This window comes from Halobacterium sp. KA-4, from assembly GCF_021028995.1.
GTDB lineage: Archaea > Halobacteriota > Halobacteria > Halobacteriales > Halobacteriaceae > Halobacterium.
In genome coordinates this window covers 1-22,428 of the sequence record NZ_JAJJZG010000009.1, presented here as the reverse complement: position 1 = coordinate 22,428, position 22,428 = coordinate 1, and the positions used below count along the sequence as shown (strand labels likewise).

21 protein-coding genes and 1 tRNA gene are annotated in these 22,428 nt (G+C 62.6%); 15 read left to right on the top strand and 7 right to left on the bottom strand.

Annotated features, from left to right (window positions below):
• The first annotated feature begins 145 nt into the window (after positions 1-145).
• Positions 146-3,286, top strand: a complete 3,141-nt coding sequence (locus LPA44_RS10280; RefSeq protein ID WP_230889494.1) for an adenosylcobalamin-dependent ribonucleoside-diphosphate reductase — start codon at positions 146-148, stop codon at positions 3,284-3,286.
• Between the two features lie 90 nt (positions 3,287-3,376).
• Positions 3,377-3,517: an HVO_2523 family zinc finger protein gene (locus LPA44_RS10275; protein ID WP_230889601.1), complete on the top strand. Its 141-nt coding sequence runs from the start codon at positions 3,377-3,379 to the stop codon at positions 3,515-3,517.
• On the opposite strand, the gene LPA44_RS10270 is transcribed toward LPA44_RS10275, so the two are convergent.
• A complete protein-coding gene (locus tag LPA44_RS10270; protein WP_230889493.1) occupies positions 3,518-4,144 on the bottom strand; it encodes a TVP38/TMEM64 family protein in 627 nt (208 codons plus the stop codon).
• Between the two features lie 86 nt (positions 4,145-4,230).
• On the opposite strand from LPA44_RS10270, the gene LPA44_RS10265 reads away from it, so the two are divergent.
• Positions 4,231-4,608 (top strand): DUF5830 family protein, encoded by a 378-nt coding sequence (locus LPA44_RS10265; protein ID WP_230889492.1) that lies wholly within the window; start codon positions 4,231-4,233, stop codon positions 4,606-4,608.
• Here the strand turns inward: LPA44_RS10265 and LPA44_RS10260 are convergent, their stop codons facing one another.
• Positions 4,609-5,691 carry a DUF7115 domain-containing protein gene (locus LPA44_RS10260; RefSeq protein WP_230889491.1) on the bottom strand — a complete coding sequence of 361 codons (1,083 nt, stop codon included), beginning with the start codon at positions 5,689-5,691 and terminating at the stop codon, positions 4,609-4,611.
• Positions 5,692-5,784: 93 nt separating this feature from the next.
• Between LPA44_RS10260 and LPA44_RS10255 the strand changes: the two genes are divergently transcribed.
• The 3 genes from LPA44_RS10255 to LPA44_RS10245 all read left to right on the top strand — a co-directional run bounded on the left by LPA44_RS10255 (position 5,785) and on the right by LPA44_RS10245 (position 7,522).
• Positions 5,785-5,943 (top strand) — tRNA-Met (locus LPA44_RS10255).
• Between the two features lie 316 nt (positions 5,944-6,259).
• The gene (locus LPA44_RS10250; RefSeq protein WP_230889490.1) at positions 6,260-6,505 is read left to right on the top strand and encodes a hypothetical protein; all 246 of its coding nucleotides are present in this window, start codon (positions 6,260-6,262) and stop codon (positions 6,503-6,505) included.
• 48 nt (positions 6,506-6,553) lie between these two features.
• Positions 6,554-7,522 (top strand): aldo/keto reductase, encoded by a 969-nt coding sequence (locus tag LPA44_RS10245; protein WP_230889489.1) that lies wholly within the window; start codon positions 6,554-6,556, stop codon positions 7,520-7,522.
• Here LPA44_RS10245 and LPA44_RS10240 read toward each other — a convergent pair whose 3' ends face one another.
• Together LPA44_RS10240 and LPA44_RS10235 are read right to left on the bottom strand one after the other, a co-directional pair.
• Positions 7,523-8,440 carry a DMT family transporter gene (locus LPA44_RS10240; protein ID WP_230889488.1) on the bottom strand — a complete coding sequence of 306 codons (918 nt, stop codon included), beginning with the start codon at positions 8,438-8,440 and terminating at the stop codon, positions 7,523-7,525. It lies immediately after the preceding gene.
• Positions 8,441-8,503: 63 nt separating this feature from the next.
• Positions 8,504-8,995 carry a CBS domain-containing protein gene (locus tag LPA44_RS10235; protein ID WP_230889487.1) on the bottom strand — a complete coding sequence of 164 codons (492 nt, stop codon included), beginning with the start codon at positions 8,993-8,995 and terminating at the stop codon, positions 8,504-8,506.
• 90 nt (positions 8,996-9,085) lie between these two features.
• Here LPA44_RS10235 and LPA44_RS10230 point away from each other — a divergent pair, with 90 nt between their 5' ends.
• Together LPA44_RS10230 and LPA44_RS10225 are read left to right on the top strand one after the other, a co-directional pair.
• Positions 9,086-9,706: a ribonuclease H gene (locus tag LPA44_RS10230; RefSeq protein WP_230889486.1), complete on the top strand. Its 621-nt coding sequence runs from the start codon at positions 9,086-9,088 to the stop codon at positions 9,704-9,706.
• A 111-nt stretch (positions 9,707-9,817) separates the two neighbouring features.
• Positions 9,818-11,086 carry a hypothetical protein gene (locus LPA44_RS10225; RefSeq protein WP_230889485.1) on the top strand — a complete coding sequence of 423 codons (1,269 nt, stop codon included), beginning with the start codon at positions 9,818-9,820 and terminating at the stop codon, positions 11,084-11,086.
• Between the two features lie 15 nt (positions 11,087-11,101).
• Here the strand turns inward: LPA44_RS10225 and LPA44_RS10220 are convergent, their stop codons facing one another.
• Positions 11,102-13,351, bottom strand: a complete 2,250-nt coding sequence (locus tag LPA44_RS10220; protein WP_230889484.1) for an NADP-dependent malic enzyme — start codon at positions 13,349-13,351, stop codon at positions 11,102-11,104.
• 269 nt (positions 13,352-13,620) lie between these two features.
• Between LPA44_RS10220 and LPA44_RS10215 the strand changes: the two genes are divergently transcribed.
• The 5 genes from LPA44_RS10215 to LPA44_RS10195 are packed head-to-tail and all read left to right on the top strand — an operon-like array spanning position 13,621 to position 17,736.
• The gene (locus LPA44_RS10215) at positions 13,621-14,448 is read left to right on the top strand and encodes a COX15/CtaA family protein (RefSeq protein WP_230889483.1); all 828 of its coding nucleotides are present in this window, start codon (positions 13,621-13,623) and stop codon (positions 14,446-14,448) included.
• 57 nt (positions 14,449-14,505) lie between these two features.
• Positions 14,506-15,357 carry a transporter substrate-binding domain-containing protein gene (locus LPA44_RS10210; protein WP_230889482.1) on the top strand — a complete coding sequence of 284 codons (852 nt, stop codon included), beginning with the start codon at positions 14,506-14,508 and terminating at the stop codon, positions 15,355-15,357.
• A 5-nt stretch (positions 15,358-15,362) separates the two neighbouring features.
• Positions 15,363-16,049, top strand: coding sequence for an amino acid ABC transporter permease (locus tag LPA44_RS10205; RefSeq protein WP_230889481.1), 687 nt, complete (start codon positions 15,363-15,365; stop codon positions 16,047-16,049).
• The gene (locus tag LPA44_RS10200) at positions 16,049-16,795 is read left to right on the top strand and encodes an amino acid ABC transporter ATP-binding protein (RefSeq protein WP_230889480.1); all 747 of its coding nucleotides are present in this window, start codon (positions 16,049-16,051) and stop codon (positions 16,793-16,795) included. The genes LPA44_RS10205 and LPA44_RS10200 overlap by 1 nt, the downstream gene beginning before the upstream one ends.
• Positions 16,792-17,736, top strand: coding sequence for an amino acid ABC transporter permease (locus LPA44_RS10195; protein ID WP_230889479.1), 945 nt, complete (start codon positions 16,792-16,794; stop codon positions 17,734-17,736). The genes LPA44_RS10200 and LPA44_RS10195 overlap by 4 nt, the downstream gene beginning before the upstream one ends.
• Here LPA44_RS10195 and LPA44_RS10190 read toward each other — a convergent pair whose 3' ends face one another.
• Together LPA44_RS10190 and LPA44_RS10185 are read right to left on the bottom strand one after the other, a co-directional pair.
• Entirely contained in the window at positions 17,737-19,167 is a 1,431-nt protein-coding gene (locus LPA44_RS10190) for a replication factor C large subunit (protein WP_230889478.1), read from the bottom strand.
• Between the two features lie 462 nt (positions 19,168-19,629).
• The gene (locus LPA44_RS10185; protein WP_230889477.1) at positions 19,630-19,896 is read right to left on the bottom strand and encodes a winged helix-turn-helix transcriptional regulator; all 267 of its coding nucleotides are present in this window, start codon (positions 19,894-19,896) and stop codon (positions 19,630-19,632) included.
• 363 nt (positions 19,897-20,259) lie between these two features.
• Here LPA44_RS10185 and LPA44_RS10180 point away from each other — a divergent pair, with 363 nt between their 5' ends.
• Together LPA44_RS10180 and LPA44_RS10175 are read left to right on the top strand one after the other, a co-directional pair.
• Positions 20,260-20,676: a hypothetical protein gene (locus LPA44_RS10180; RefSeq protein ID WP_230889476.1), complete on the top strand. Its 417-nt coding sequence runs from the start codon at positions 20,260-20,262 to the stop codon at positions 20,674-20,676.
• A gap of 265 nt (positions 20,677-20,941) precedes the next feature.
• On the top strand, positions 20,942-21,772 hold the full coding sequence (locus LPA44_RS10175; protein ID WP_230889475.1) for a hypothetical protein: 831 nt from the start codon (positions 20,942-20,944) through the stop codon (positions 21,770-21,772).
• Positions 21,773-22,428 lie beyond the last annotated feature (656 nt).

Genomic DNA, 22,428 nt, shown 5'->3' with positions numbered 1-22,428 from the left:
TGGGGACCGCCAGCACGGGGGGCCGGAAACGCAACTACTAACCTCCCGTGCCCGGTACCTTGTCGTCCCCATCGACACCCGGAAGTAGACCATACATGATACACCAACAACCCACCACACGGACTGTACTGAGGAGTGAGTGTCAATGAGCACGCCGAACGTCTCCGCGGACGAAGTCGATCTGCCCATCAAGCGGACCACCGGCGACTCGCTCGAGGAGCGCCTCACCGCGAACGCCTACCACAACATCCTGCCGGCGCGCTACCTCCGCAAGAACGCCGACGGCGAACACGTCGAAGAACAGGAGGACCTCTTCGAGCGCGTCGCGAAGAACATCGCGCTCGCGGAAGTCGTCTATGAGAGCGACGAGCCGGTTACGGTTACGCCCGACCAGCTCAAACCCGACCACCCGCGCCGCGATGAGCTCACCGCCGAAGTCTTCGGTGAGGGTGTCTCCCCCGAGGACGACGTTGAGCTTGAACTCACCGAGAGCAACGTCAACAAGTTCGCGTACGACACGATTGTCCCCGAACTCGACGACGGTGACGTGCGTAGCCACGTCGAAGCGCAACGCGAGGAGTTCCAGCAGCTAATGGAGGACCTCTCGTTCATGCCGAACTCGCCGACGCTGATGAACGCCGGCGATGAGCTCCAGCAGCTCTCGGCGTGCTTCGTTGACTCTCCGGACGACGACATCACGGACATCCATCAGACCGCCAAGGAAGCGGCGGAAGTCTTCCAGTCTGGCGGCGGTATGGGGTATGCATTCTGGAAGCTTCGGCCGTACGGCGACACCGTCGGCTCCACCGGCGGTATCGCGTCCGGCCCGCTGACGTTCATGGAGACGTTCGACCAGATGTGTGAGACCATCGCGCAGGGCGGCGCACGCCGCGGCGCACAGATGGCCGTGATGCGTATCAGCCACCCGGACGTCATCGAGTTCATCCACGCGAAGAACAAGGACGTCAGCCTCGCGCAGACGCTCAAACTCAACGACCCCGACGACTACACGTACACGGAGTTCTCGGAAGCCCTCGAAGAGGCCCGCGAACTCATCGACGAGGACGGCCGCGTCCCTGAACACCTCCGCAACGCCGTGGAGGGCCACCTCTCGAACTTCAACATCTCCGTGGGCGTCACGGACGGCTTCATGGAGGCCCTCGAGAACGGCGAGGAGTACACGTTCACGAACCCACGCACCGAGGAACCCCACATCGCCACCGAGGAGACCAAGGAGATGTACTCCCGGTACGGGCTCGGCGAGTACGTCACGCCCGGCGAGGAGCTCACGCTGCCCGCGGAACTGGTCTGGGAGCGCATCGTTGAGGGTGCCCACGAGAACGGCGAACCCGGAGTCATCTACCTCGAACGCGTCAACAAGCAGCACTCCTTCGACGTCGAAGAACACCCCGACCACCGCATTCTCGCGACGAACCCCTGCGGCGAACAGCCCCTCGAAGAGTACGAGGCGTGTAACCTCGGCCACATCAATCTCTCGACGCTCGCCGCCCAGGACGCCCCCGACTGGCGCGTCTGGAGCGAGGAGCACGACTTCGACACCCTCGAAGAGGGCGTCGACCGCTTCCTCAAGGACGCACTCGACAACGAGGAGTTCGACCACCGCATCGAGATGGGGACGCGCTTCCTGGAGAACGTCGTCACCATGTCGGACTTCCCGGTCGAAGAAATCGAAGAGAAGGTCGCCGAGATGCGGAAGGTCGGCCTCGGCGTCATGGGTCTCGCGCAGCTGTATATCCAGCTCGGCGTGAAGTACGGCAGCGAGGAGGGCAACGAGATTGCCCGGCAGGTCATGCGCCACATCGACCACGGGTCGAAGGCCGCGTCCCACGATCTCGCCACGGAGCGCGGGAGCTTCGACGAGTGGGACAAGTCCAAGTACGCGAACCCAACCGACTACCCCGAGTGGTTCGAGCACCACACGGGCGAGGACCCCACGGACTGGGAGGACGGCTTCCCGATTCGCAACCACAACACGACGACCATCGCACCGACCGGCACCACGTCGATGGTCGGGAACACCACGGGCGGCTGTGAGCCCATCTACAACGTCGCCTACTACAAGAACGTCAGCGACGACGTGCAGGGCGACGAGATGCTCGTGGAGTTCGACGACTACTTCCTCCGCACGCTGGAGGAGAACGGCATCGACGTCGAGGCCGTCAAGGAGGAAGCCCAGGAGCAGATGTCGAACAACGAGTTCGACGGCGTCGAAGGGCTGGAGACGGTTCCGGACCCCATCGGCGAACTGTTCGTCGTAACCTCCGACCTCTCCGGGAAGGACCACGCGGCGGTCCAGACGGCCTGCCAGCAGGGCGTCGACTCCGCCATCTCGAAGACGTGTAACTTCCCGAACGACGCGTCCGTCGAGGACATGGACGAGGTCTACCGCTACATCTACGACAACGGCGGGAAGGGCGTCACCGTCTACCGCGACGGCACCCGCAGCAAGCAGGTGTTGACGACGCGCGCGGACAACACCGAATTCTCCCAGATGGACGAGGACGAGGCCGCCGAGGCCATCGTCGAGACCATCCAGGAGACATTCGGCGGCATCGAGGGCTTCCTCGACAACGAGGACGTCCAGGCCGCATTCGGCGAGGACCTCCGCGACATCTTCGCGGGCGAGGAGGACGCCTTCGACGGCGAGTTCGCCGAGAAACAGGCTCGCCCCGACCTCCTCCACGGCGTCACCCAGCGCATCGATACGGGCTACGGGAAGCTCTACGTCACCATCAACGAGGACCCCGAGCGCGAGCGGCCGTTCGAGCTGTTCGCGAACACTGGGAACAGTGGCGGCTTCACGGGCTCGTTCACGGAAGCGCTCGCGAAGACCATCTCCGTGGCGCTGCGATCGGGCGTCGACCCCGTGGAAATCGCGGACAAACTGCAGGGCATCCGCTCGCCGAAGGTCGCCTGGGACAAGGGCGAACAGGTCAACTCCATCCCGGACGCGTTCGGCACCGCGCTGCGGCGTTACCTCGACGGTGACGTCGACCGCGCCGCCTACCCCCAGCAGCAGCGTCTCGGCGAAGTTACCGACGACGCGGCGACGCCCGAGACTGACGGCGGCGCTGCCTCCGAGCCGGCTGTCGGCGGCCCGCAGGGTCCCTCCGGCGCTGGTGGCGACGGCCAACAGACTGAGGACGCCACGCAGTCGCTCATCGACGCGGGCGAGAGCCCCGAATGCCCGGACTGTGGCTCGATGACGCTGTACTACAGCGAAGGCTGCAAAACCTGCGAGTCCTGTGGCTGGAGCGAGTGCTGAACTGAGCGACTAACGCACACTTCTACGGTTTTCTCCCGTTCTCGACACGCGAGGGATACGCCTATGCTCGTCGCGCACGCAGCCGTGAGTATGAGCGAGCAGTCGATGGACGCCGAACGCGGCGGCAGCCGCTGTCCGATGTGCGACGCGGCGATGTTCAAGCGCCACTGCAAGTACGTCTGCCCGCAGCACGGCGTCATCGCTGACTGCGCCGACCCCTTCAAATTCTGACTACGCGCGCTGCTGCCACGCACGGTACGCGACGGGGCTCAACAGCACAGCCGCCGCGAGCACGCCGCCTGCGACGACAATCGGATTCACGTCAGTCGCGGCCATCGTGAACGCGTCGAGGCCGCTGCCGAGTGCAACGGTCGCGAAGACCCACGGGAGTTCACCGACGAGCGTGCCGGCCGCGAACGACCGGAGGCTGACGTTGCCTGCACCTGCCGCGGCCGAAATCGGTTCTGCTGGTGTCGGGGCGAACCGCGCGGCGACGAGGCCGCGGACGTCGCCCGTGGCGGCGAAGAAGCGCTGGCTGCCGTCCGAGAACCGGCCGAATAGCCGGCCGTCGGCGGGCGCATAGCGGCCCGCGGTGTACGCCGGGAGGCTCGTGACGACCGCGCCCGCGAGCGCGACCGGCATGCCCACGACGAGCCCGTACTGGAAGCCCACGAGCGCGGAGAGTACGCTGATGGGCCAGCCGAGCAGCGGGCGGACCACGTACAGGCCGACCAGCAAGACGGGGAACCACGGGCTCGCGAGCGCGGTTCGAAGCGCGTCGAGCGCGTCAGCCGGTCGCGCCACGACGGCGAGCACGAGCACCGCCGTGAGCGCGGCGCCGGCCGCGTACCGTTTCATCGCCGCCTGCTACCCGAGCGGCGGGTTTAGCGTTGTCCCTTCGGCGTCGCGCAAGCGTTAAGCGCGCGCTCGCCCCACGACGACACATGACTGACGGCGACGCTGGGGACGTTGAGGACCCGGTTGAACTCGGGGTGGAGCTACTCGCGAACCTCGAATTCGAGTCGTTGTCCGTCGCGGCCGCCATCGACCGCCTCGAAACTGTGACGACGCATCCGCGGACCACTCGCGAGATTCTTGAAGCGGCTGAGCGCCGCGGTGTCGTTGAACGCGAGGGCGGGGAAGTTCAGCCGCAGGGCGGCAGCTATGTCTCCTTCCAATCCGACGTCATTACGAAAGAAGGCGAATTCTCGTGTCGGCGCTGTGGTGCGTCCATCGAGACGGGCTACTTCATCAACTTCGAGCACGGGGAACTCGGCGCGTTCGGGTCGTCGTGTATCCGGAAAGTCACCGGCCGCGAGTAACTACTCTTCGTCAACAAGGTCGCGTAGCGCTACGAGCCGGTCGCGTTGGGCTTCGATAACCGTCTGTTGGGCATCGAGCGCTTCGCGTTGGCGCTCGGCGAGTTCGCGCTGTTCGGCCAGCACGTCAGCTAACTCCTCGATGGTGTCTTCGAGATCGGCGAGCTCCGCGTTGAGTTCTTCGGGGTCGACTGGCGGTTCAACCTGCGTTGCAGCCGTCTGGAAGCCACTGGACGCGAACTCGTCGTCGTCCACGTCGGGGCGCTCGGCTGGTTCCTGGGTTGCACTTGCCGCGCTACCTGCTCCCCTGCCTGTCTCGGCCCTTACTTCCGTATTCGCCTCGGGCTTGTTCGTGGCCGCTTCGTCGTCTTCGCCGACGCCGCTCGTGTCGATTGGTTCGACGCCACTTTCGAACGACACTTCCTTCGTGGCTGTGCCTGCGTCCTCGTCGACGTTCATGCGCTCGAATTCGTCGGCGTTAGCCGCGTTATGGAATGCGTAGACCGCGTTTTCGACTGTTTCGCGGACGTCCCGAAATTGCTCGTTGGGTGCTTTGATGCGCTGGGTACGAGCGGTTGTCTCGAGGACGAGCTGGCTGGAGACGTTTCCTTCCTCGATGTCGATGCCAGTCACCGAGTCGTAGTCGATTTCTTCGTAGTCGGGGCCCCAGATGGCCGCGCCGACGTGTTTCACGACGCGATCGCTGGTCACAACGAGTGTGAGTTCGCTGAACTGGTACGTACGCTTGACCGTCTCCCCAGGCTGGGTGACGTCAGCGGCGTTCAGCACGCCCGCGATAATCGGGTGGAGTACGTCGTCGAGTTTCCCCGATGGTACCGAGAACGATTCCTCGCCGTCCAGCCCGTAGTCCAGCGTGATCTTTGATTTTCGTCGTCCTTCGCTAACTTTGATGCCTTCTGCGTCGTGTGGGAATTCATCAACGGTCTCGTCGCTTAGCAGGCCGTCGGCTGTGTAGACAAGCGTCCGCGTCGGCGTGACGAACACCGCGTCCTCCCCCTTCAGCGGCACGTGCGCGGCGACGTCCTCGTCCCCAAGTGAGGACTGGACAAGCGCAGGTACGTTCATATACGCTCGAAGCAACCGCCTCGGCTTAAACCCGGCGGGTCCGTCGATTGAGATGAGAACCTTCAAGAGCAACCTCCCCCTAGCCGGAAGCGAGCCCGGGTGGCTTAGCTGGTCATAGCGCCGCACTCATAGGGTTCCGAGCTTCGGTGCGGCATCCCACTCGCCACGTGGATGCTCAGCATGTCCGCGAGGCCCGCCGAGCCTCGAACCTGGGACATGCGGAGATCGAGGGTTCAAAACCCTCCCCGGGCACTTTCTACAACTTCGACCGTCAAGTGGCGGTATTGGACGCCCAACGAAGCCTCCGAATTCCGAATGACGGCTCCGGAGCGCTCGGGAGGACTCACGAGTCGTCGAATCGCCGCCAATAACGGTTATGGCTGGCCGAATCACTGATTTCCCGAAACGCCCTTAGAATTGGCTATAAACTGTCTTACCGATTCTAAGATCATCGTAAAACGTCCCGAAATCGGGGTGACTCGCGGTGAAACGTACTGAAATCCGGGCAACGGTCGACCCCCTATATGGGGTCGGCGCCAGTAGGGTGGAGTAGACGAGGTGAGACCCAATGTCTACCCCCTCCCGCTCCGCACTGGCCGAGGTCGCATCGGACGCCGTGAACACGCCCGCGTCCGCCACCCTCCTGAAGCCCTTCGAGGTCGCTGGCTTCTGGGCGGCGGTCGCCCTTCCGTTCCTGTACACGCCGCTCGTGCTCGCTGGTCCCGACACGACGGCCCAACAGACCGCGCTCGCCGCGATGGTCGCCCTCCACGTCGTCGCGCTCGTGCTCGGTCACCGCCACAACACGAACTAACGGCTCGAAGACGCGCCGCTTAACACCGCCGCCCATCTCGGTCCCCACATGGGTCTCGACGCTGTTTCGCTCGGCCGCACCGGCCTCCGCGTCTCCGAAGTCGCGTTCGGGACGTGGCGGTTCGGCCGCGAGAACGACGCTGGCGAGATTGAAGTTGGTCGCGAGCGCGCACTTGAACTTCTTGACACGTACGCCGACGCTGGCGGCCGTTTCATCGACACTGCAGATATGTACGGCAGCGGCCGCGCCGAACAGTACATTGGCGAGTGGCTCAACAGCCGCGACCGCGACGAGTATGTCATCGCCTCCAAGATCTACTGGCCGACTCGCGAGGGCCCAAACGGCCGCGGGCTCAATCGCAAACACCTCCGGAACAACGTCGACGCGATTCTTGACCGCCTCAATACCGACTATCTCGACGTCCTCTACATCCATCGGTGGGATGATCGGACGCCCGCCCGCGAGTTTATGCGTACGCTCGATGAGTTCGTCCGCGACGGCAAGGTCCACTACCTCGGTGCGTCGACGTTCGAGCCGAACGCGTGGAAGGTCGCGAAGGCCAACGAAATCGCGCGCCGCGAGGGCTACGAGCCGTTTACGGTCGTTCAGCCGCGGTATAACGCTGTCAACCGCGAGATCGAGGCGACGTACCTCGACATGTGCCGGGACTACGATCTCGGCGTCGTACCGTGGTCGCCGCTGGCTGGTGGGTTCCTCACGGGGAAGTACACGCGCGGGGAGGCGCCACCGGAGGGAACGCGAGGCGCGACCGACCAGCAGTTCGTGGATTCGTATCTCACACCGGAGAACTTTGACGCGCTTGAGGAAGTCGAGGCTGTCGCCGAGGAAGTCGGTGCGACGCCTGCGCAGGTGTCGTTGGCATGGTTGCTTCACCACGAGCAGGTCGTCGCGCCGATTACCGGTGCTCGCACGCCCGACCAGCTCCGCGAGAACCTCGCCGCTGCAGACCTCACGCTGAGTACCGACCAATTTGACCGCATCGCCCGCGCGAAGTAGTTAGCCCCAGGCGGCGCGGACATTCCGCAGTTCGGCGGCGAGCGCGCGTCGCTTCAGCAGGCAGAATCCCGCGAAGATGATAGCGAAGCCGACAACTGTGTGTACGGTGATCGGTTCGGCGAGCACGACCAGCCCGACGACCGCGGCGAAGACGGGCGCGACGTAGCTCACGAGGTTGATTTCGATAGGACCGAGTCGTTCAAGCAGTTCGAAGTAGACGAGGAAGCCGGCAGCGCTGGCGGCCAGCGAGAGGTATGCGATGGCGAACAGCGCGTCCGTATTTTGGGGAATTGTCTGCGTCTCGCCGCGGGCGAGACTGGCGACGTGCATGAGGAGTGCGCCGAGCAGCATCGCCCACGCTTCCATCGTTTCGATGTCGAGGTCATCGTCGACACGCTGGGTGAGCACGCTCCCAAGCGCGAAACACGTCGACGCCGCGAGCACCAGGAGGATCCCGACGGTGCTCCCGCCGAGGAGGTTCGACGGGTCGGGGTTCGAGAGCACGACGACACCGACGAGGCCGAGCAGCAGGCCTGCGATACCGCCAAGCGAGAGGCGCTCGGAGGGAAGGAACGCCCGCGCAAACCCCGTTGTGAGCACGGGGCTGAGGCTGACAACGACGGCGGCGACGGCGCTCGTGGTCTGCTGTTCGCCAACGAAGAGGAAGGCATGATAGGCAGCGATAAGGAAGACTGCAGCGATGCCAACGACGGTCCAGTCAGCGCGCGACTGCGGCAGCCAGTTATCGGCGGCGTACGCCGCGTACGCGAGCATCAGTACGCCCGCGACGTCGTAGCGAATGGCCGCGAACAGCACGGGCTCGAACCCGGCGTCAAGGCCAGCCTTGATGGCGGCGAACGCCGACCCCCAGACCGCTGCAAGCGCCAGAAACAGTACGGCATTCCGGTAGTTGGTCACGTCGAATCTCCGAGCGGGGTGACGTTTACGCTTTCGGAGACGTACCCGTTTTGCCGCCGCTGGCTACAGGTTGCGCTCCTCGTGGAGTGCGCGCAGCATGTCCTGTCGGGTGATGATGCCGACTACGACGTCGTCCTTGACGACGGGGACGCGGTTGACGTCGCGCTCGTCGGCCGCAAGGATGGCGAGCACGTCGTCGACGTCCGCGTCGGGGCCGACCGTGAGCACATTTGTCGTCATGATTTTCTTCACCGGCTTCCCGGCGTTCTTCGCGAGGTCCAGTTCGGTCTCCAGTTCGTTCCACGAGAGGTCAATGCCGTAATCGAGGGTCTCGAGGAATGGCGGCAGCCCGATGGGGATCCAGACGGTGTGGTCTTTGGGTTGGAACAGCTCCACGAAATCGCGCTGGGTGATGACGCCGACGAGTCGGTCGTCGTCGTCCACGACGGGGAACCCCGTGAATTCGCGCCGGGCGAGCTGCTGGAGGACGTCGCTGACCTCGTCGTCCTCGTGGACGGTTTCGACGTCTTCGGTCATCAGGTCGCGTGCCTGCATATGGGAGTCGTCGCGGCCACGCCACGTATCGCTTTGGATGCGGGCCGCGACCGGCGGACCGCTTAAGTTCCAGCGCTCGCTACCTAGCATATGGCCATCGTGGGCCGGTCGAAACTCCGAGACCTGTTCGACGACTCGCCGACGCCACACATCGCCCACCCTCCCCAGTCTCACCGACGGGACTTCTATGTCGCGACCGACGGCTCGTACTCGCGCGACGGGAGCGGGCTCGGCGTCATCGTCGAAACCCGGGACGGCGAGCGGGTTGCCCGCTTCGCGGTGCCTGATGAAGCCCCGAATAACAACGTCGCCGAGTATCGCGCACTCCATCTCGGCTTGGATGTGCTCGCGTCGCGCGCCCCACGCGATGCGCGCATCGGCGTGCTCGTCGACCACAACGATCTCGCGGGTGACGTCAATACCGCGGCCCTCGCCGCGCGCGCCCACGACTATCGCCCGATCAAGGAATTCTCGCCGCCCGCGACCGCCGACCACCACTGGCGCGGTATCCGCGCTCGCGTCGTCGGCTTTGAGGAGGTCCGTGCGGCGCAGTTAGATAGCAATTCCAATCCCGCACACGTGCTCGCGAACGAGCCCGAGCAGTACGGGCACGTCAACGACGAGCCCGCGCGCTGTCTGCTCCCCGAACGCAACACTGGTGACACCCAGGTGCCGCCGCCCTCGCGTAGCGACCGCCGCGCCAGCGACTGACCCCTTCTCGATTCTTGTCGGCGTACTAATTGTTAGTAGACGGCCACAATACTCAATTCCAAGTATCGGCCACACCGCCGTATGTCCGTACGGCGCCGGGGGGACGCGTGAGTGGCGTCCGTCTCGTCCACCCATCTCGTGTTGTTCATCGCCGCCATCCTCGTCGCCGCATCCGTCGCGGGGACCGTTACCGAAGGCGCAACCCGACTCGGCGGCGCACTCGGTGACCAGAGCCAGCAACACGCCGAAGATATTGACGCCGAAATCAAAATCGTCAGCGACGCCGGCAGTCCCAAATCCATCTACGATCACAGCTCCGAGACGCTCACGCTCTACGTGAAGAACGTCGGCGGGTCAACACTATCCACCGACCCAGACACCATCTCAGTGCTCGTGAATGGTGAGTACCAGGCCGACATCGAAACGACTGTCCTCGACGCCGATTCATGGGGCACCGGAAATCTCCTGCGCGTTCGCACGGCCATCTCGCTGCAGTCGCGCGCAGACACCCGAGTCGTCGTCTCGCCAACCGGCGCCCGCGACGTGTTCAAGTTTCGGACGCCCCGCGGGAACGCAACCCGGGACGAGAACGAACTTGTGTTTGCCACCCAGAGCGGGGGTCTCCGCTCCATCAATACAAGTGGTGACATCACGCAGTACGACGCAACGGCAGCAGCTATCGGTCCGAAGGAAATTGATTTCGATAGCGACGGCCATCAGGAAATCCCGTACGTGAACGAGAGTAACGCACTGAAACTCGCCGACGTAGACGGGACCACTACGCTCGTCGACAGCGACGTCGAGATACAATCGACGCTACTGGCTGTTGGCGAGTGGAAGGAGTTGACGACCGCCTACGTCTACTACGTGAACAGGTCCGATGACTACATCTACCGAGTTCGGCCGGGAGAATCACCGTCCTTGGTGACGACCGACAGCGGCGGTGTCCTGGCGGATGCAGTCGCTGGCGTTGACGACGTGAATGGGGACGGCGATGACGACCTCGTGTACGCTGGTCCGTCTCAGGAAATCCGCTACATCGATGGTGACCAGATGCACGACACTGGTTCGGGCGTCGGGCAGGACAACGGAATTGGTATCGGTGCGCCACGTGAGTTCGATGGAACCTCGCCGGCACGAATCCCGGGCGTGGACGGGAGCGGGAACCTCGCACTCTGGGACGACGATGGGAGTAAGTCGCTGTGGACTAGCGACGATGGCCATCCAGAGGCACCGGTCGCCGGCTTCGACTGGCGTGACAACGGCGAACTACAGATGCTATTCGTGGAAAACGGCGACATCAAGTACGTCACGTCTAGTGGGACCATCGAAACAGTCGCGGCGAACGTCAGCGCAAGCGCTGAAACAGGAGTCGCGTGACGGAACGCGGCGCGTTTAGCCGCCGTTCTGTTGGGCGTCGACGACTGCGACGGCTGCGAGGTTTACGATGTCTTTGACTTCGTCGCCGCGCTGGAGGACGTGGACCGGTTCGTCCATGCCGACTAGCATCGGGCCGATGGCGTCGGCGCCGCCGAGGCGCTGGAGGAGCTTGTAGCCGATGTTCCCGGCTTCGAGGTTCGGGAAGATTAGCACGTTTGCGGGGTCGTCTAGCTCGGAGAACTCGTAGGTGCCTTCGAGGATGTCCTCGACGACCGCGCTGTCGGCCTGCATCTCGCCGTCAACGGGGAACTCGACGTCGGAGTTCTCGCGGAGCATGCGTGCGGCGTCGCGGGGCTTGCGCGTGCCCTCGTTGTCGACGCTGCCGAAGTTCGAGTACGACAGCATTGCGACGCGTGGGTCGACGTTGAATCGGCGTGCGAGTTCGGCGGTGTGTTCGGCGACTTCCGCGAGCACGTCCGCGTCGGGGTTCTGGTTGACTGTGGTGTCAGCGCAGAAGATGACGCGATTCTTGAACGTCAGCATGTAGACGCCAGCGACGTAGTCGGCGTCCGGCGCGGTGCCGACGACCTGCAGCGGCGGCTTCAGCGCCGATGGGTAGTGGTGGGTGAGACCGGTGAGGAGCGCATCGGCGTCACCGGCTTCGACCATCGTCGATCCAAGGTAGTTCGGGTCGCGCTTCACGAGCGACTTGGCCTCGCTGCGTGTGACACCCTTGCGCTGGCGGAGTTCGTAGAGGCGTTCGGCGTACGCTTCGTGGCTGCCTTCGTCAGGGTCGACGATTTCAGGTTCGAAGTCGAGACCAAGCGCGGAGACGACACCGTCGATGGTGTCGCGGTCGCCGATGAGCACGGGTTCGGCGATGCCTTCCTCCTGCATCTGGTAGGCCGCGCGAATCATCTTCTCGTCGTCGCCCTCGCCAAGCGCGACGCGCTTGGGATCGCTTTTGGCCTTGTTGAGGATGATGCGCATCATCTCCCGGCTCTTCCCGAGGCGGGCTTCCAGTTCCTCGCGGTACTCCTCGAGGTCGAGGTCGCGGCGTGCGACCCCGGAGTCGATGGCGGCCTCCGCGATGGTGGGCGCAACCTCAAAGAGCACGCGCGGGTCCAGCGGCTTCGGGATGATGTACTCGGATCCGAACTGCAGCGGCTGGTCGCCGTACGCCTTCACAACAGCGTCCGGGACGTCCTGCTTGGCCAGGTCTGCAAGTGCTTCCGCGCACGCGACCTTCATTTCCTCGTTGATGTCGGTGGCGCGAACGTCGAGCGCGCCGCGGAAGATGAACGGGAACCCGAGCACGTTGTTCACCTGGTTAGGGTAGTCCGAGCGCCCGGTCGCCATGATGACCGTGTCGTCGCGGGCGGCCTTGGCTTCCTCGTAGCCGATTTCGGGGTCGGGGTTCGCCATCGCGAACACGATGGGGTTGTCCGCCATCGAACGAACCATATCCTGGCTGACGATGCCGCCCACGGAGAGGCCGACGAAGACGTCCGCGCCCTCCATGGCATCTTCGAGGTCGCCGCCCTCGCCGGGGCTGGCGAACTCTTGTTTGAACTCGTTGACGTCGCGGTCCTCGGTGATGATGCCCGAGGAGTCACACATCGTGATGTTCTCGCGCTGGACACCCAGCGAGACGTAGAATTTCGCGGAGGCGATGGCTGAGGCGCCCGCTCCGGAGAAGACAACCTCGAGGTCTTCGATGTCCTTGCCCGCGATTTCGGCGGCGTTCAGGAGTGCCGCGCCGGAGATGATGGCGGTGCCGTGCTGGTCGTCGTGGAATACGGGGATGTCCATCTCCTCGCGGAGCCGTGTCTCAATTTCGAAACATTCCGGCGCCTTGATGTCTTCAAGGTTAATGCCACCGAACGTCGGCTCCATTGCTGCCACCGACTCGATGATATCGTCGGCGCTTTCTTGGTCGAGTTCGATGTCGAAGACGTCGATGTCGGCGAAGCGCTTGAACAGCACGCCCTTCCCCTCCATGACGGGCTTGGATGCCTGCGCGCCGATGTCACCGAGCCCGAGCACGGCGGAGCCGTTCGAGACGACGCCGACCATGTTCCCCTTCGCGGTGTACTTGAACGCGTCCTCGGGGTCGTCGTCGATGTGCCGGCACGGCGCTGCGACGCCCGGCGAGTACGCAAGCGAGAGATCCCGCTGTGTGTTCGTTGGCTTTGTTGTCGAAATCTCGATTTTTCCCGGCGGGTCGCTGGCGTGGTAGTCCAGAGAGTCCTCGTCTAATCCCATGTCGTTGTCTGCCGCACCGACGGGCAAAAACCTATCCCAATGCGTCGAATGTTGTTACGTCATCCGTCGAAGCAAGTGTGTGAAGAATCACGATTGGCGCCCTGCTCGACGGTCGCTGTGCTCGCGACTCTCGCTGGTCGCCGCTTGTCGTACTAGGCTCTCTTGTCGATCGCTGCGCTCCCCGTTCGCATTCACCTGGAGTCCTCGCGGTCGGCCGTGCCCACGCCCAATACGACACGCCTACGTACGCTCGTCCAAAAATCCGAGGTATGGACCGCCGCTCCTACCAGCTCGCGGCCGTGACGAGTGTGTTGACGTTCGCGCTCATCCTCGTCGGCGAGTATACCGCCGTCTCCGGGTCAGGTGCAACCTGTGGGCTGCAGTGGCCCACCTGTAACGGCCAACTCCTCCCGCTGGGCCTCCGGATTCATGACTTCATCGAGCAGTTCCACCGCGGATTCGCGATGGTTGTCGGTTTCTTCATCCTCGGTACCGGCGCCGTCGCGTGGCGTAACTTCGACCAGCGCGACGTCAAAATCGGCGGCGTGCTTGCCGTTGTCCTGCTGCCGATTCAGGTGATTCTCGGCGGCACAACTGTGACGTTCAGCGGTCTCATTCCGTGGGGGTACATGCCCATCACACAAGCCGTCCACCACCTCGCCGCGCTCGCTATCTTCGGGACGCTCGTCTACACAACACTCAGAATGCGTGAACTCGTTGGTATCGGGCTCGGGAGCATTCGCACTGCTTCGCTGGCTGGACTTGCGGTGATTCCGGTGGCGCTGGTGTTCTCCCGGAACACCGTCTTTGCGGTGTACGGGACGCGCGTCCAACTAATTCACCACGCGCTTGAACTGCTCGTGTTCACTGCCGCGCTCGCCGCGCTCGTGTGGGCGCACCGCCGTGACAACCGCCGTGCCGTGCAAGCGATGGTGGCTACGATTGCCGTTGTCACCGTCCAGATTCTCATCGGGACTGGCGTCGTGCATTTCTCTGCTGCGGTTCAACTTACGTACTACGCGCTCACCGCCGTTGTCGTCGCGCTGTTCATTCTTGCTGCACGTTCCACTGAGACGAGCACGACTGCCCCCCTGTAGCGTGGACGTCGGTCAGGTTCGGTTGTATTTAAGTCCCTCCCCGTGCATCGATTTTGTATGTCTGAATTCAACCGGCGTACGTTCCTGAAGAGTGTAGGCGGTACCGGCGTTGCACTGACCGTTGCTGGCTGCACTGGCGGCGACGGAGACGGCTCGACCACCGCTGGGACGACCGCCAGCGGTGACGGCACGACCACCGACACCACGACGGCCAACGAAGTCACGACCATCACGCCTGGGACCGCCTCCGGCTTCCCGCCGTTCGAATTCGTCAACGACTCCGGCGACCTCGTTGGCTTCGACGTCGACCTGCTGTCGGCGGTCGTCGAGCAGACCGATAACTACGAACTCGGAAGCTGGGAGGACCTTGAGTTCAACCAGCTTATCGTTGCGCTCGACAACGGCAACATCGACGTCGCCGCCGCCGCGATGACGATCAACGACGAACGCGACCAGACCATCGACTTCAGCAATCCCTACTACGACGCCAACCAGGCAGTCCTCGTTCGTGAGGGCGGTAGCTTCCGGCCCGGGAGCAAGGACGACCTCGCTGACCGCCCCATTGGCGCGCAATCTGGTACGACCGGCCAGGACCAGATGGACTCGCTCGTCGAGAACGGCACCATCAGCAGTTCGCAGGCAAACACCTACGGGAATTACGTGCTCGCCGTTCAGGACCTCGCCAACGGCAACATCGACGCCGTGATCGTCGACACGCCGGTCGCAGAGACGTTCGTCGCGAACCGCAACGTCGTCATCTCGTTCACCATCGAGACCGGTGAACAGTACGGATTCGGTGTTCGCGAGAATGCCAGCGACCTGCAGAGCGCCCTCAACGAGGGGCTGCAGGCCGTGCGGGACAACGGCACGTACGCGGACCTCACCGAAGAGTGGTTCGCTAGCGAATAACTGCGATGGACCCGACGTCCCTCGTGCTGCAGACCGGGCTCGGCGACTGGGAATTCGTCTGGCGCCAGCGGCAGTTCTTCGTCAATGGGACGATACTCGCTGTCAAACTGACGTTCTTCAGCATGGTGCTGGGGTTTGCGCTCGGGCTGCCCGCGGGCGTCGTTGAGGCGTACGGCGGCAAGTACTCGAAGGGCGTTGTGCGGCCGCTTGGCGTCGTCGTCCGCGGTACGCCTATCCTCGTCATCATCTCGCTGACGTACTTTGCGGGCGGTATTTCACCAGCATTTACCGCCGCGACTATCGCGCTCGGTGTACGGTCGGCGGCCTACCAGAGCCAAATCTTCCGTGGCGCCATCGAGAGCGTCGAGAGCGGGCAAATGGAGGCTGCACGTGCGGTCGGCCTCTCGAAGCTGGGCGCCATCCGCCACGTCGTGTTGCCGCAGGCGCTACGTCGCTCTGTGCCCGGGTTCCAGAATGAGTTCACTATCGTTCTCAAGGACACCAGCATCGCGTACGCCATCGGCGTCGCAGAGCTGTTGAAGCGCAGTTACGACCTCTTCTCCATCCAGACGACTGCTGCCCTCGAAGTGTTCTTGGCGGCGTCGCTAATCTACTTTGTGTTGACGTTCACCGTCAACCGCGGTATCGAGCAGCTCCATGACTACGTCGCGATTCCCGGAGGTAACCACTGATGACAGACCCACTACTCGACGTCGACGACGTCTACCAGAGTTACGGTGAGGAAAGCGTCCTCGAAGGGATTTCCTTCGAGATGGAGCGACAGGACGTCAAGGTGCTTGTTGGCCCTTCCGGCTCCGGGAAGTCCACGATGCTCCGCTGTATCAACCGCCTCACCGACATCGACGACGGCGACATCCGCCTCGACGGTAACTCCATTTTCGAGATGGACGCCAACGATCTCCGCCGACAGGTCGGAATGGTGTTCCAGGACTTCAACCTGTTCGCGCACCTCACCGCCCTCGAGAACGTCACGCTCGGTCTCAAGCGCGTGCTTGATATGGGCGAGCGGAAGGCCGTCGAGAAAGCCGCGTGGCAACTCGAACAGGTTGGCCTCCGCGAGCAAGCGAACTCCTATCCTGCCGAACTGTCGGGCGGCCAGAAGCAACGCGTCGGCATTGCTCGCGCGCTCGCGATGGACCCAAAGCTAATGCTGTTCGACGAGCCGACATCTGCGCTTGACCCCGAACTTATCGGGGAGGTGTTGTCCGTGATGCGTGAACTCGCCGAGGAGGGTATGACGATGCTCGTGGTCACCCACGAGATGGGGTTCGCGAAGCAGGCTGCGACTGACGTGTTGTTCCTCGATGAGGGCAAACTCGTCGAACAAGGCCCGCCCGAACAGATCTTTGAGAACCCCGAACACGACCGCACTGCGGCGTTCCTCAGCCGCCTCACCCAACTCCACGGCGGCCAATGAGCCGGAGTACGCAGCGGCTCGTCCGGGACGGAATCCTCGCCGCCTTCTGGGTGTGGTTCTCTGCGCGCTTGCTCAACGACTGGTTCGGCGGCGTGTTCGTCCCCGCCGGCCAGCCGTTCTTCGACCCGCAACCGGTCGCAGACGCCGCCTCCGTCATCGGCGACACCGCGGCTAGTCTGGGAATCGTCGGCGTGCCGGTCGGCTGGGTTGCAAGCGCGCTCGATTCCATCTCGTTTGCGATGACGTACCTCCCCGATCTCGCCGCTGGCGCGTGGCTCACCGTTGTGCTCACGACGCTGGGCATCGTGTTCGGGATTGTGCTCGCGGTGCCGCTGGCCGCCGCCCGCGTGTACGGCCGCATTACCCGCTGGATATCGCTTGGGTTCATCGAACTCATTCGCGGGACGCCACTGCTCGCGCAGCTGTTCGTGCTGTACTACGCACTCCCACTCTCCGGGTGGATCAATGCCATCCCCTTCGTCGGCAGCGGCATCGTCCCCGCGCAAGCGGTATGGGTCGCCATCATCGGGTTCACCATTAACAGTGCCGCCTACCAGGCCGAGTACATCCGTGGGTCTATCGAGGGCGTCGACCCTGGCCAGCTAACGGCTGCACGCGCAATCGGCCTCTCCCAACTGCAGGGCATTCGCTACGTCGTGTTGCCCCAGGCGCTCCGGTTCGCAATTCCGTCGTGGACCAACGAGCTTGTCTACCTCGTGAAGTACTCCTCGCTGGCGTCGTTCATCACGGTGGCCGAACTCTACCACGCCGCCGAGAGCGCCGCCTACGACAACTACCGCTTCCTCGACTTGTTCCTGCTGGCAGCCGTCGTCTACGTCCTGCTCGTGCTGTCGGCGACCACGACAATGGAATGGGTTCGCAAGCGCGTCGCAATTCCCGGCGTTGGCGGCTCCGCAGGTGGGCGCACCTCAACGGAGTAGTCAGAAGAAGTCATCCAAGCCCGCCTGATCGTCGTCGCTCTCCTCGCTGCCGGATTTGTCTTCATACTCTTCGTCCTCGGTGGCTTCCTCGCTAGATTCGTCCGCTTCGTCGAAGCTTGCTTCACCCTCGAAGGCGCCGCCGGAGTGCTCGACGGCGCGCTCTGAGCGCAGCTGTTCGGCGTCCTCGACGATGGACTGGACCTTGTTCGTCGTCTCCCCGGACCCCGTGACGAACGAGACGTGTTCGGCGTCAAGGTCGTACGCCGCAGTCATCGCCACCGTCAACTCACGATTCTTGCAGTGATGGGTCATTGTCGCGAGGAACGGCACGATTTTGCGGCGCGCCGTCGACATGCTGGTGCCACTGACTTCCGCGACGTTACGAGCGACGTAATCACGTTTCTCACGGGTCGCCCGCGAGGACCCGAGCTTCCGCCAATACGACGGCGGGCCATAGCGCGTCCAGCCGCCATGGTCGTGCTGGCGGGCGGCCGCCACACCTGCCGCGATGTTGTCGGTGGCGTACCGCCAGTACGAGTAGTTCTGCGTCGCACGCACCCGCCCCAGCCAGACGTCCGCATTCGAGAGGAACTCATAGGCGTCCGCGAGCTCGTCACCATAGTAGTCCTTGGGCGCGTTGTCCTCTACCCAGTTGATGAGGTCATCGGGCGTCTCATCGACATCGTAGGCGGCTTCCAGCGCCTCCTGCGCGCCCAAGTTCTTAATCAGGTCATCGAGGAAATCGAAGATACCCTCTGTGCGGTCGCGCTCACCCATCACCACGTCATCGGTGGTGAGCGTCTCCTCGGTCTCCGCAAGCGCCTGCAAGTCATTGACCGCCGACCGCAGATCCCCAGAGTTCTGCTCGGCGATGGCTTCCAGGGCCTCCTCGTCGTAGTCGATGCCCTCGCGCCGGCAGATGTCCCGGAGCACGGGGACGATGGAGCGCTTGGAGACGTCCCGGAATTCGATGTCCTGACACGCGTTTCGCAGGCTGTTGCTCATGTCGTAGTACTCGTTGACGATGAGCACGATGGGCTGCGTGGACTCCTTCACGAGGTCCGTGATGGCCGCGGAGCCGCCGCGGTCGACGTTCCCGTGGAGGTTGTCCGCCTCGTCCATTACGACGAGTTTGCGGCCCCCGGTCCCGCCCGCCAGCGTCCCGGACTTCGCGGCCTCGCCGGCGACCCGCTCGACGACCGAGGCGGTGCGCTGGTCCGAGGCGTTTAACTCCACGACGTCCCAGCCCTCGTCGGCCGCCAGCGCGTGCGCTGCCGACGTCTTCCCGACGCCCGGACTCCCATAGAGGATGACGGCCTCCCGGTGGTCCTCCCACGTGTCCGCCCACTCCCGGAGCGCGTCGCGGGCCTTGTTGTTCCCGCGGACCTCCGACAGCGACGACGGGCGGTACTTCTCCGTCCAATCTACCATTTCATCGAACTAGGTGAGAACCGCGTTTAGTGGTTGCGGACGGGCCGTTCGAACAGTTACCGAATCACGCAGTTGAGGTCCGTGTCGGGGAGCAGACGCCCGACCGGGACCAACAGAAAGGCAAGTCCACGTATGGCGTCCGTGGACGGCTACGTTCGTCGGGTTACACATGGACGATGCCTCAGCCACCGACGGCGTCATCGGACGCCCCACCTACCCAATCGCGTAACTGGGTGGTGGATCTCGATTCAAACTGTGGGTTCCTCACTATTAGTTAGCTCTCGCTTTCATCCGCGAAGTTATAGAAGTCCTCGGCTGTTACATCTGAACCAGGGAGGTATATCTGCCCTTTCTCGCCTCAATTCTGGTAACCGCCTTGCTCTGGATTTGTTCGATTACTACGAGTTCGAGGAGTTGTAGCTGACGTCTAGGAATTACAGGGTGGGAAACATCTTGCCCGTATTAATTCTTGAGGTCGGTAGCAAAGTCGGCGTCCGTATCTTCGAGGAAGTGCTGTCCGTCGTCTGTGAGCCACCATGCTTTCGAGTCGCCAATCATTTTAGAGCGTAAAAGTCCCTCTTCACCGAGCTGCTGGAGCCGTTTGTAGGTCCCACCTTGACTGTAGGATAGTGTATTGGCAACTTCTGTAGTAGAGAGAACGGGCTCGTCTGTATCGGCGAAGATGGAGAGAATTTCTCTGTCGGTTGTATCAGGTGGCCGTCCGCCCATACCAGTTCTCTCGCCGACTACATCTTAAATTATCAGGTGTCTGGAATTTAGCAGAACATGGATACTAGGAATTAGCAAAGAATTAAGTTCCTGCTGAATACTAACTTTGATGACGAGGCAAGCTGCGGACCCGTCACTACACGGTGGGTCCCTTTGGAGAAGTCGCGGACCCCGCTGCTGCCACAGCGGGCCCGCATGGAGCCTCGTAGGATGGTACGAAGCCCATGACGAATTCCATCTCACATATACAAGAGCGTTCCGACGACGCACAGAATTCGACTAACCAAACTGCATCGATGAGACGCAGCGATGTCCACATCGGGGCAGTCGGGACCATCGTCGCCAAGATGGTGGAGGTAACTAATGCAGTCTAATTTCACTCCGCGATCTCCTGAACGAACACGTCTTCTCTTCACGGAAGAATTCATTCACGGGCCGCGTAATTACACCCGAGACGAAATCGCTCTCGGTATCCACAACTCCTCACCTGCGGAGGAGCGGTATTATGCAGTTCAGCGCGGCGACGCCTACACGACCAACTCCGAGGAGCATCAGCCGCGGATTCACGTCGCGTACGTTTCCGGGGATGCAACCCGGTACGCAATCCGCTCCTATCCTGGAGTCGAAGTTCGAGATGGCGCTGATTGGCATGCCTTCAAGGGTGGCTTCCCGGTCACCATCCATCCTCGGACAGAACCCGCCTCAACACCACCCGAAACCAGAGAGATACTCCGCCAGCTCGTCACCGAACTCCACACACTCGACGGTGGTGATGAGTGATGGCCTCCCCCAGTCTCAAAGACAAGTCAGGCGGCCACACGAGGCTCACGACCACAACCACACTCGCTATCCATGGCACTGAGGCGTGGTTGTTCGACGCTGACCACGAGCCTTCGTTCGTCGCGCACACTAGTGACCAAGCAGACCACAGGCCAACTCCCGACACCGCCATAGACACAGTCCTCCGACCTCCCAACTGGACGACCACGCACTCGCCTCAGCCTCGTATCGCTGATTCAGTCGATTCCTGCTTTCTAAGCCACCGATGAGTACTACTGAGACGCCGACTACTGTCACGGAAGCCCAACGCCAGTTCCAGAACGACGAGGTAGCAGCCGCGTTCGAAACGCTCACTGAGGAAGTTCAACGCCTCCACGCCGAGAATCAACGCCTTGACGAACGCGTGAGGGAACTCGAGCAATCACACGTACCAGAGACCACCCAAGACCAGAAACCCGATGACGAGGAACTTGAGGAGCGCGTAACCGACCTCGAACGCGACCTCAAGGCCCAGCCGGAGATCGAGTGGGAGGGACCGGATCCGAAGGACCTCGCGATCACTGCAACTGAAGCCGGGAATACGGTCAAACCCTACAAGGCGATCCGCGATCGCGTGGAAGCCGACCAGTTCGACCACCTAGAGGAACGCGTTCGCGACCTTGAAGACGGCAACGTCGACGTCATCGTCCGCGGCGAATTCGATGGCGAGGAACTGCCGATCGAACGCAAGATCGCCGAACGAACGGCTGGTGGGGACCTCACAGCAAACAAAGCCCGAGCCACACTCGTCTTCCCAAAATTCGGCACCCACGCCCAGACACATGGCGGCTCACAACTTGTCCTAGCCTCCTCGGACGTCCGCACCATCCTTCAGGAGACGACTGACCGCGCAGAGTGGCCAAATGAGACGATCAAGCGAGTGATGCAGTGGACCGCGAAACTCACCTCCCGCCACGACAACACCGAAGACTGGTGGCCACGCGACGACCAAAACCTACTCACGCTCCGCAGTGGCCGAAACGGCGAACTAGAACTCGTCGCAGACCTCAACGACTACCAACAGTACTACGACCAACTCGAGGACGCCCAACCATGACCACAAACGAATAGGACCGGAGAAGACTCCGGCGTCACGGTGTTGTGACGTCGGCTCCCCGAAAGGGTGTGACGGTGAGTATCGGCGACGAATTCGTCGATATGAGTTCCACCTACTCCGACCCTGTAAACTGTGTTTGCCTACCGCATGGTGTACCTACAGCCCGAACCAACAGCCCTTCTTCTAGGACTTCTTCGCGGTCGAGAAGAGCAGGCTTCGCGTCACACTCACTCCAGCCCCAGCATCACAACAGTGTGACGCAGGATGCGTTGCGATTGGTCTAAATCCCGGCCAGTCATCTAAAATCAGCACGGATGAAAACGACGAGCAGTGCCGGCTTCAACCGTACTAGCGTTCTGCTGTAACTCTGTGGTCAGCGAGAGGCATTACAGTAGAACGCTAGTGTGGTCGAAGGCACTGGCGGGGTGGTCGGCGTGATGTCGACGAGTTACCCTGCTTCGCATCACACCGATCCCGGGGTCACAACACTGTGCTGCCGGAGTGCCCCAGCAATCAGAACGACGATGATCCCCGCCTCACTTACCAACGGTCGCCTTTGCGCACAGTATTACCAGAATTCGAATAACTCAACCACAATCGCTCGCCCGACTAGAATGATTTCCGACGGGGTATCCCCCGTATATACTAGTCGGACT

Excerpts from the sequence above, each read along its gene's own strand:
- LPA44_RS10280 (WP_230889494.1), top strand. The coding sequence starts at position 146 with ATGAGCACGCCGAACGTCTCCGCGGACGAAGTCGATCTGCCCATCAAG.
- LPA44_RS10275 (WP_230889601.1), top strand. The coding sequence starts at position 3,377 with ATGAGCGAGCAGTCGATGGACGCCGAACGCGGCGGCAGCCGCTGTCCG.
- LPA44_RS10270 (WP_230889493.1), bottom strand. The coding sequence starts at position 4,144 with ATGAAACGGTACGCGGCCGGCGCCGCGCTCACGGCGGTGCTCGTGCTC.
- LPA44_RS10265 (WP_230889492.1), top strand. The coding sequence starts at position 4,231 with ATGACTGACGGCGACGCTGGGGACGTTGAGGACCCGGTTGAACTCGGG.
- LPA44_RS10260 (WP_230889491.1), bottom strand. The coding sequence starts at position 5,691 with ATGAACGTACCTGCGCTTGTCCAGTCCTCACTTGGGGACGAGGACGTC.
- LPA44_RS10250 (WP_230889490.1), top strand. The coding sequence starts at position 6,260 with ATGTCTACCCCCTCCCGCTCCGCACTGGCCGAGGTCGCATCGGACGCC.
- LPA44_RS10245 (WP_230889489.1), top strand. The coding sequence starts at position 6,554 with ATGGGTCTCGACGCTGTTTCGCTCGGCCGCACCGGCCTCCGCGTCTCC.
- LPA44_RS10235 (WP_230889487.1), bottom strand. The coding sequence starts at position 8,995 with ATGCAGGCACGCGACCTGATGACCGAAGACGTCGAAACCGTCCACGAG.
- LPA44_RS10230 (WP_230889486.1), top strand. The coding sequence starts at position 9,086 with ATGGCCATCGTGGGCCGGTCGAAACTCCGAGACCTGTTCGACGACTCG.
- LPA44_RS10220 (WP_230889484.1), bottom strand. The coding sequence starts at position 13,351 with ATGGGATTAGACGAGGACTCTCTGGACTACCACGCCAGCGACCCGCCG.
- LPA44_RS10215 (WP_230889483.1), top strand. The coding sequence starts at position 13,621 with ATGGACCGCCGCTCCTACCAGCTCGCGGCCGTGACGAGTGTGTTGACG.
- LPA44_RS10210 (WP_230889482.1), top strand. The coding sequence starts at position 14,506 with ATGTCTGAATTCAACCGGCGTACGTTCCTGAAGAGTGTAGGCGGTACC.
- LPA44_RS10205 (WP_230889481.1), top strand. The coding sequence starts at position 15,363 with ATGGACCCGACGTCCCTCGTGCTGCAGACCGGGCTCGGCGACTGGGAA.
- LPA44_RS10200 (WP_230889480.1), top strand. The coding sequence starts at position 16,049 with ATGACAGACCCACTACTCGACGTCGACGACGTCTACCAGAGTTACGGT.
- LPA44_RS10195 (WP_230889479.1), top strand. The coding sequence starts at position 16,792 with ATGAGCCGGAGTACGCAGCGGCTCGTCCGGGACGGAATCCTCGCCGCC.
- LPA44_RS10190 (WP_230889478.1), bottom strand. The coding sequence starts at position 19,167 with ATGGTAGATTGGACGGAGAAGTACCGCCCGTCGTCGCTGTCGGAGGTC.
- LPA44_RS10185 (WP_230889477.1), bottom strand. The coding sequence starts at position 19,896 with ATGGGCGGACGGCCACCTGATACAACCGACAGAGAAATTCTCTCCATC.
- LPA44_RS10180 (WP_230889476.1), top strand. The coding sequence starts at position 20,260 with ATGCAGTCTAATTTCACTCCGCGATCTCCTGAACGAACACGTCTTCTC.
- LPA44_RS10175 (WP_230889475.1), top strand. The coding sequence starts at position 20,942 with ATGAGTACTACTGAGACGCCGACTACTGTCACGGAAGCCCAACGCCAG.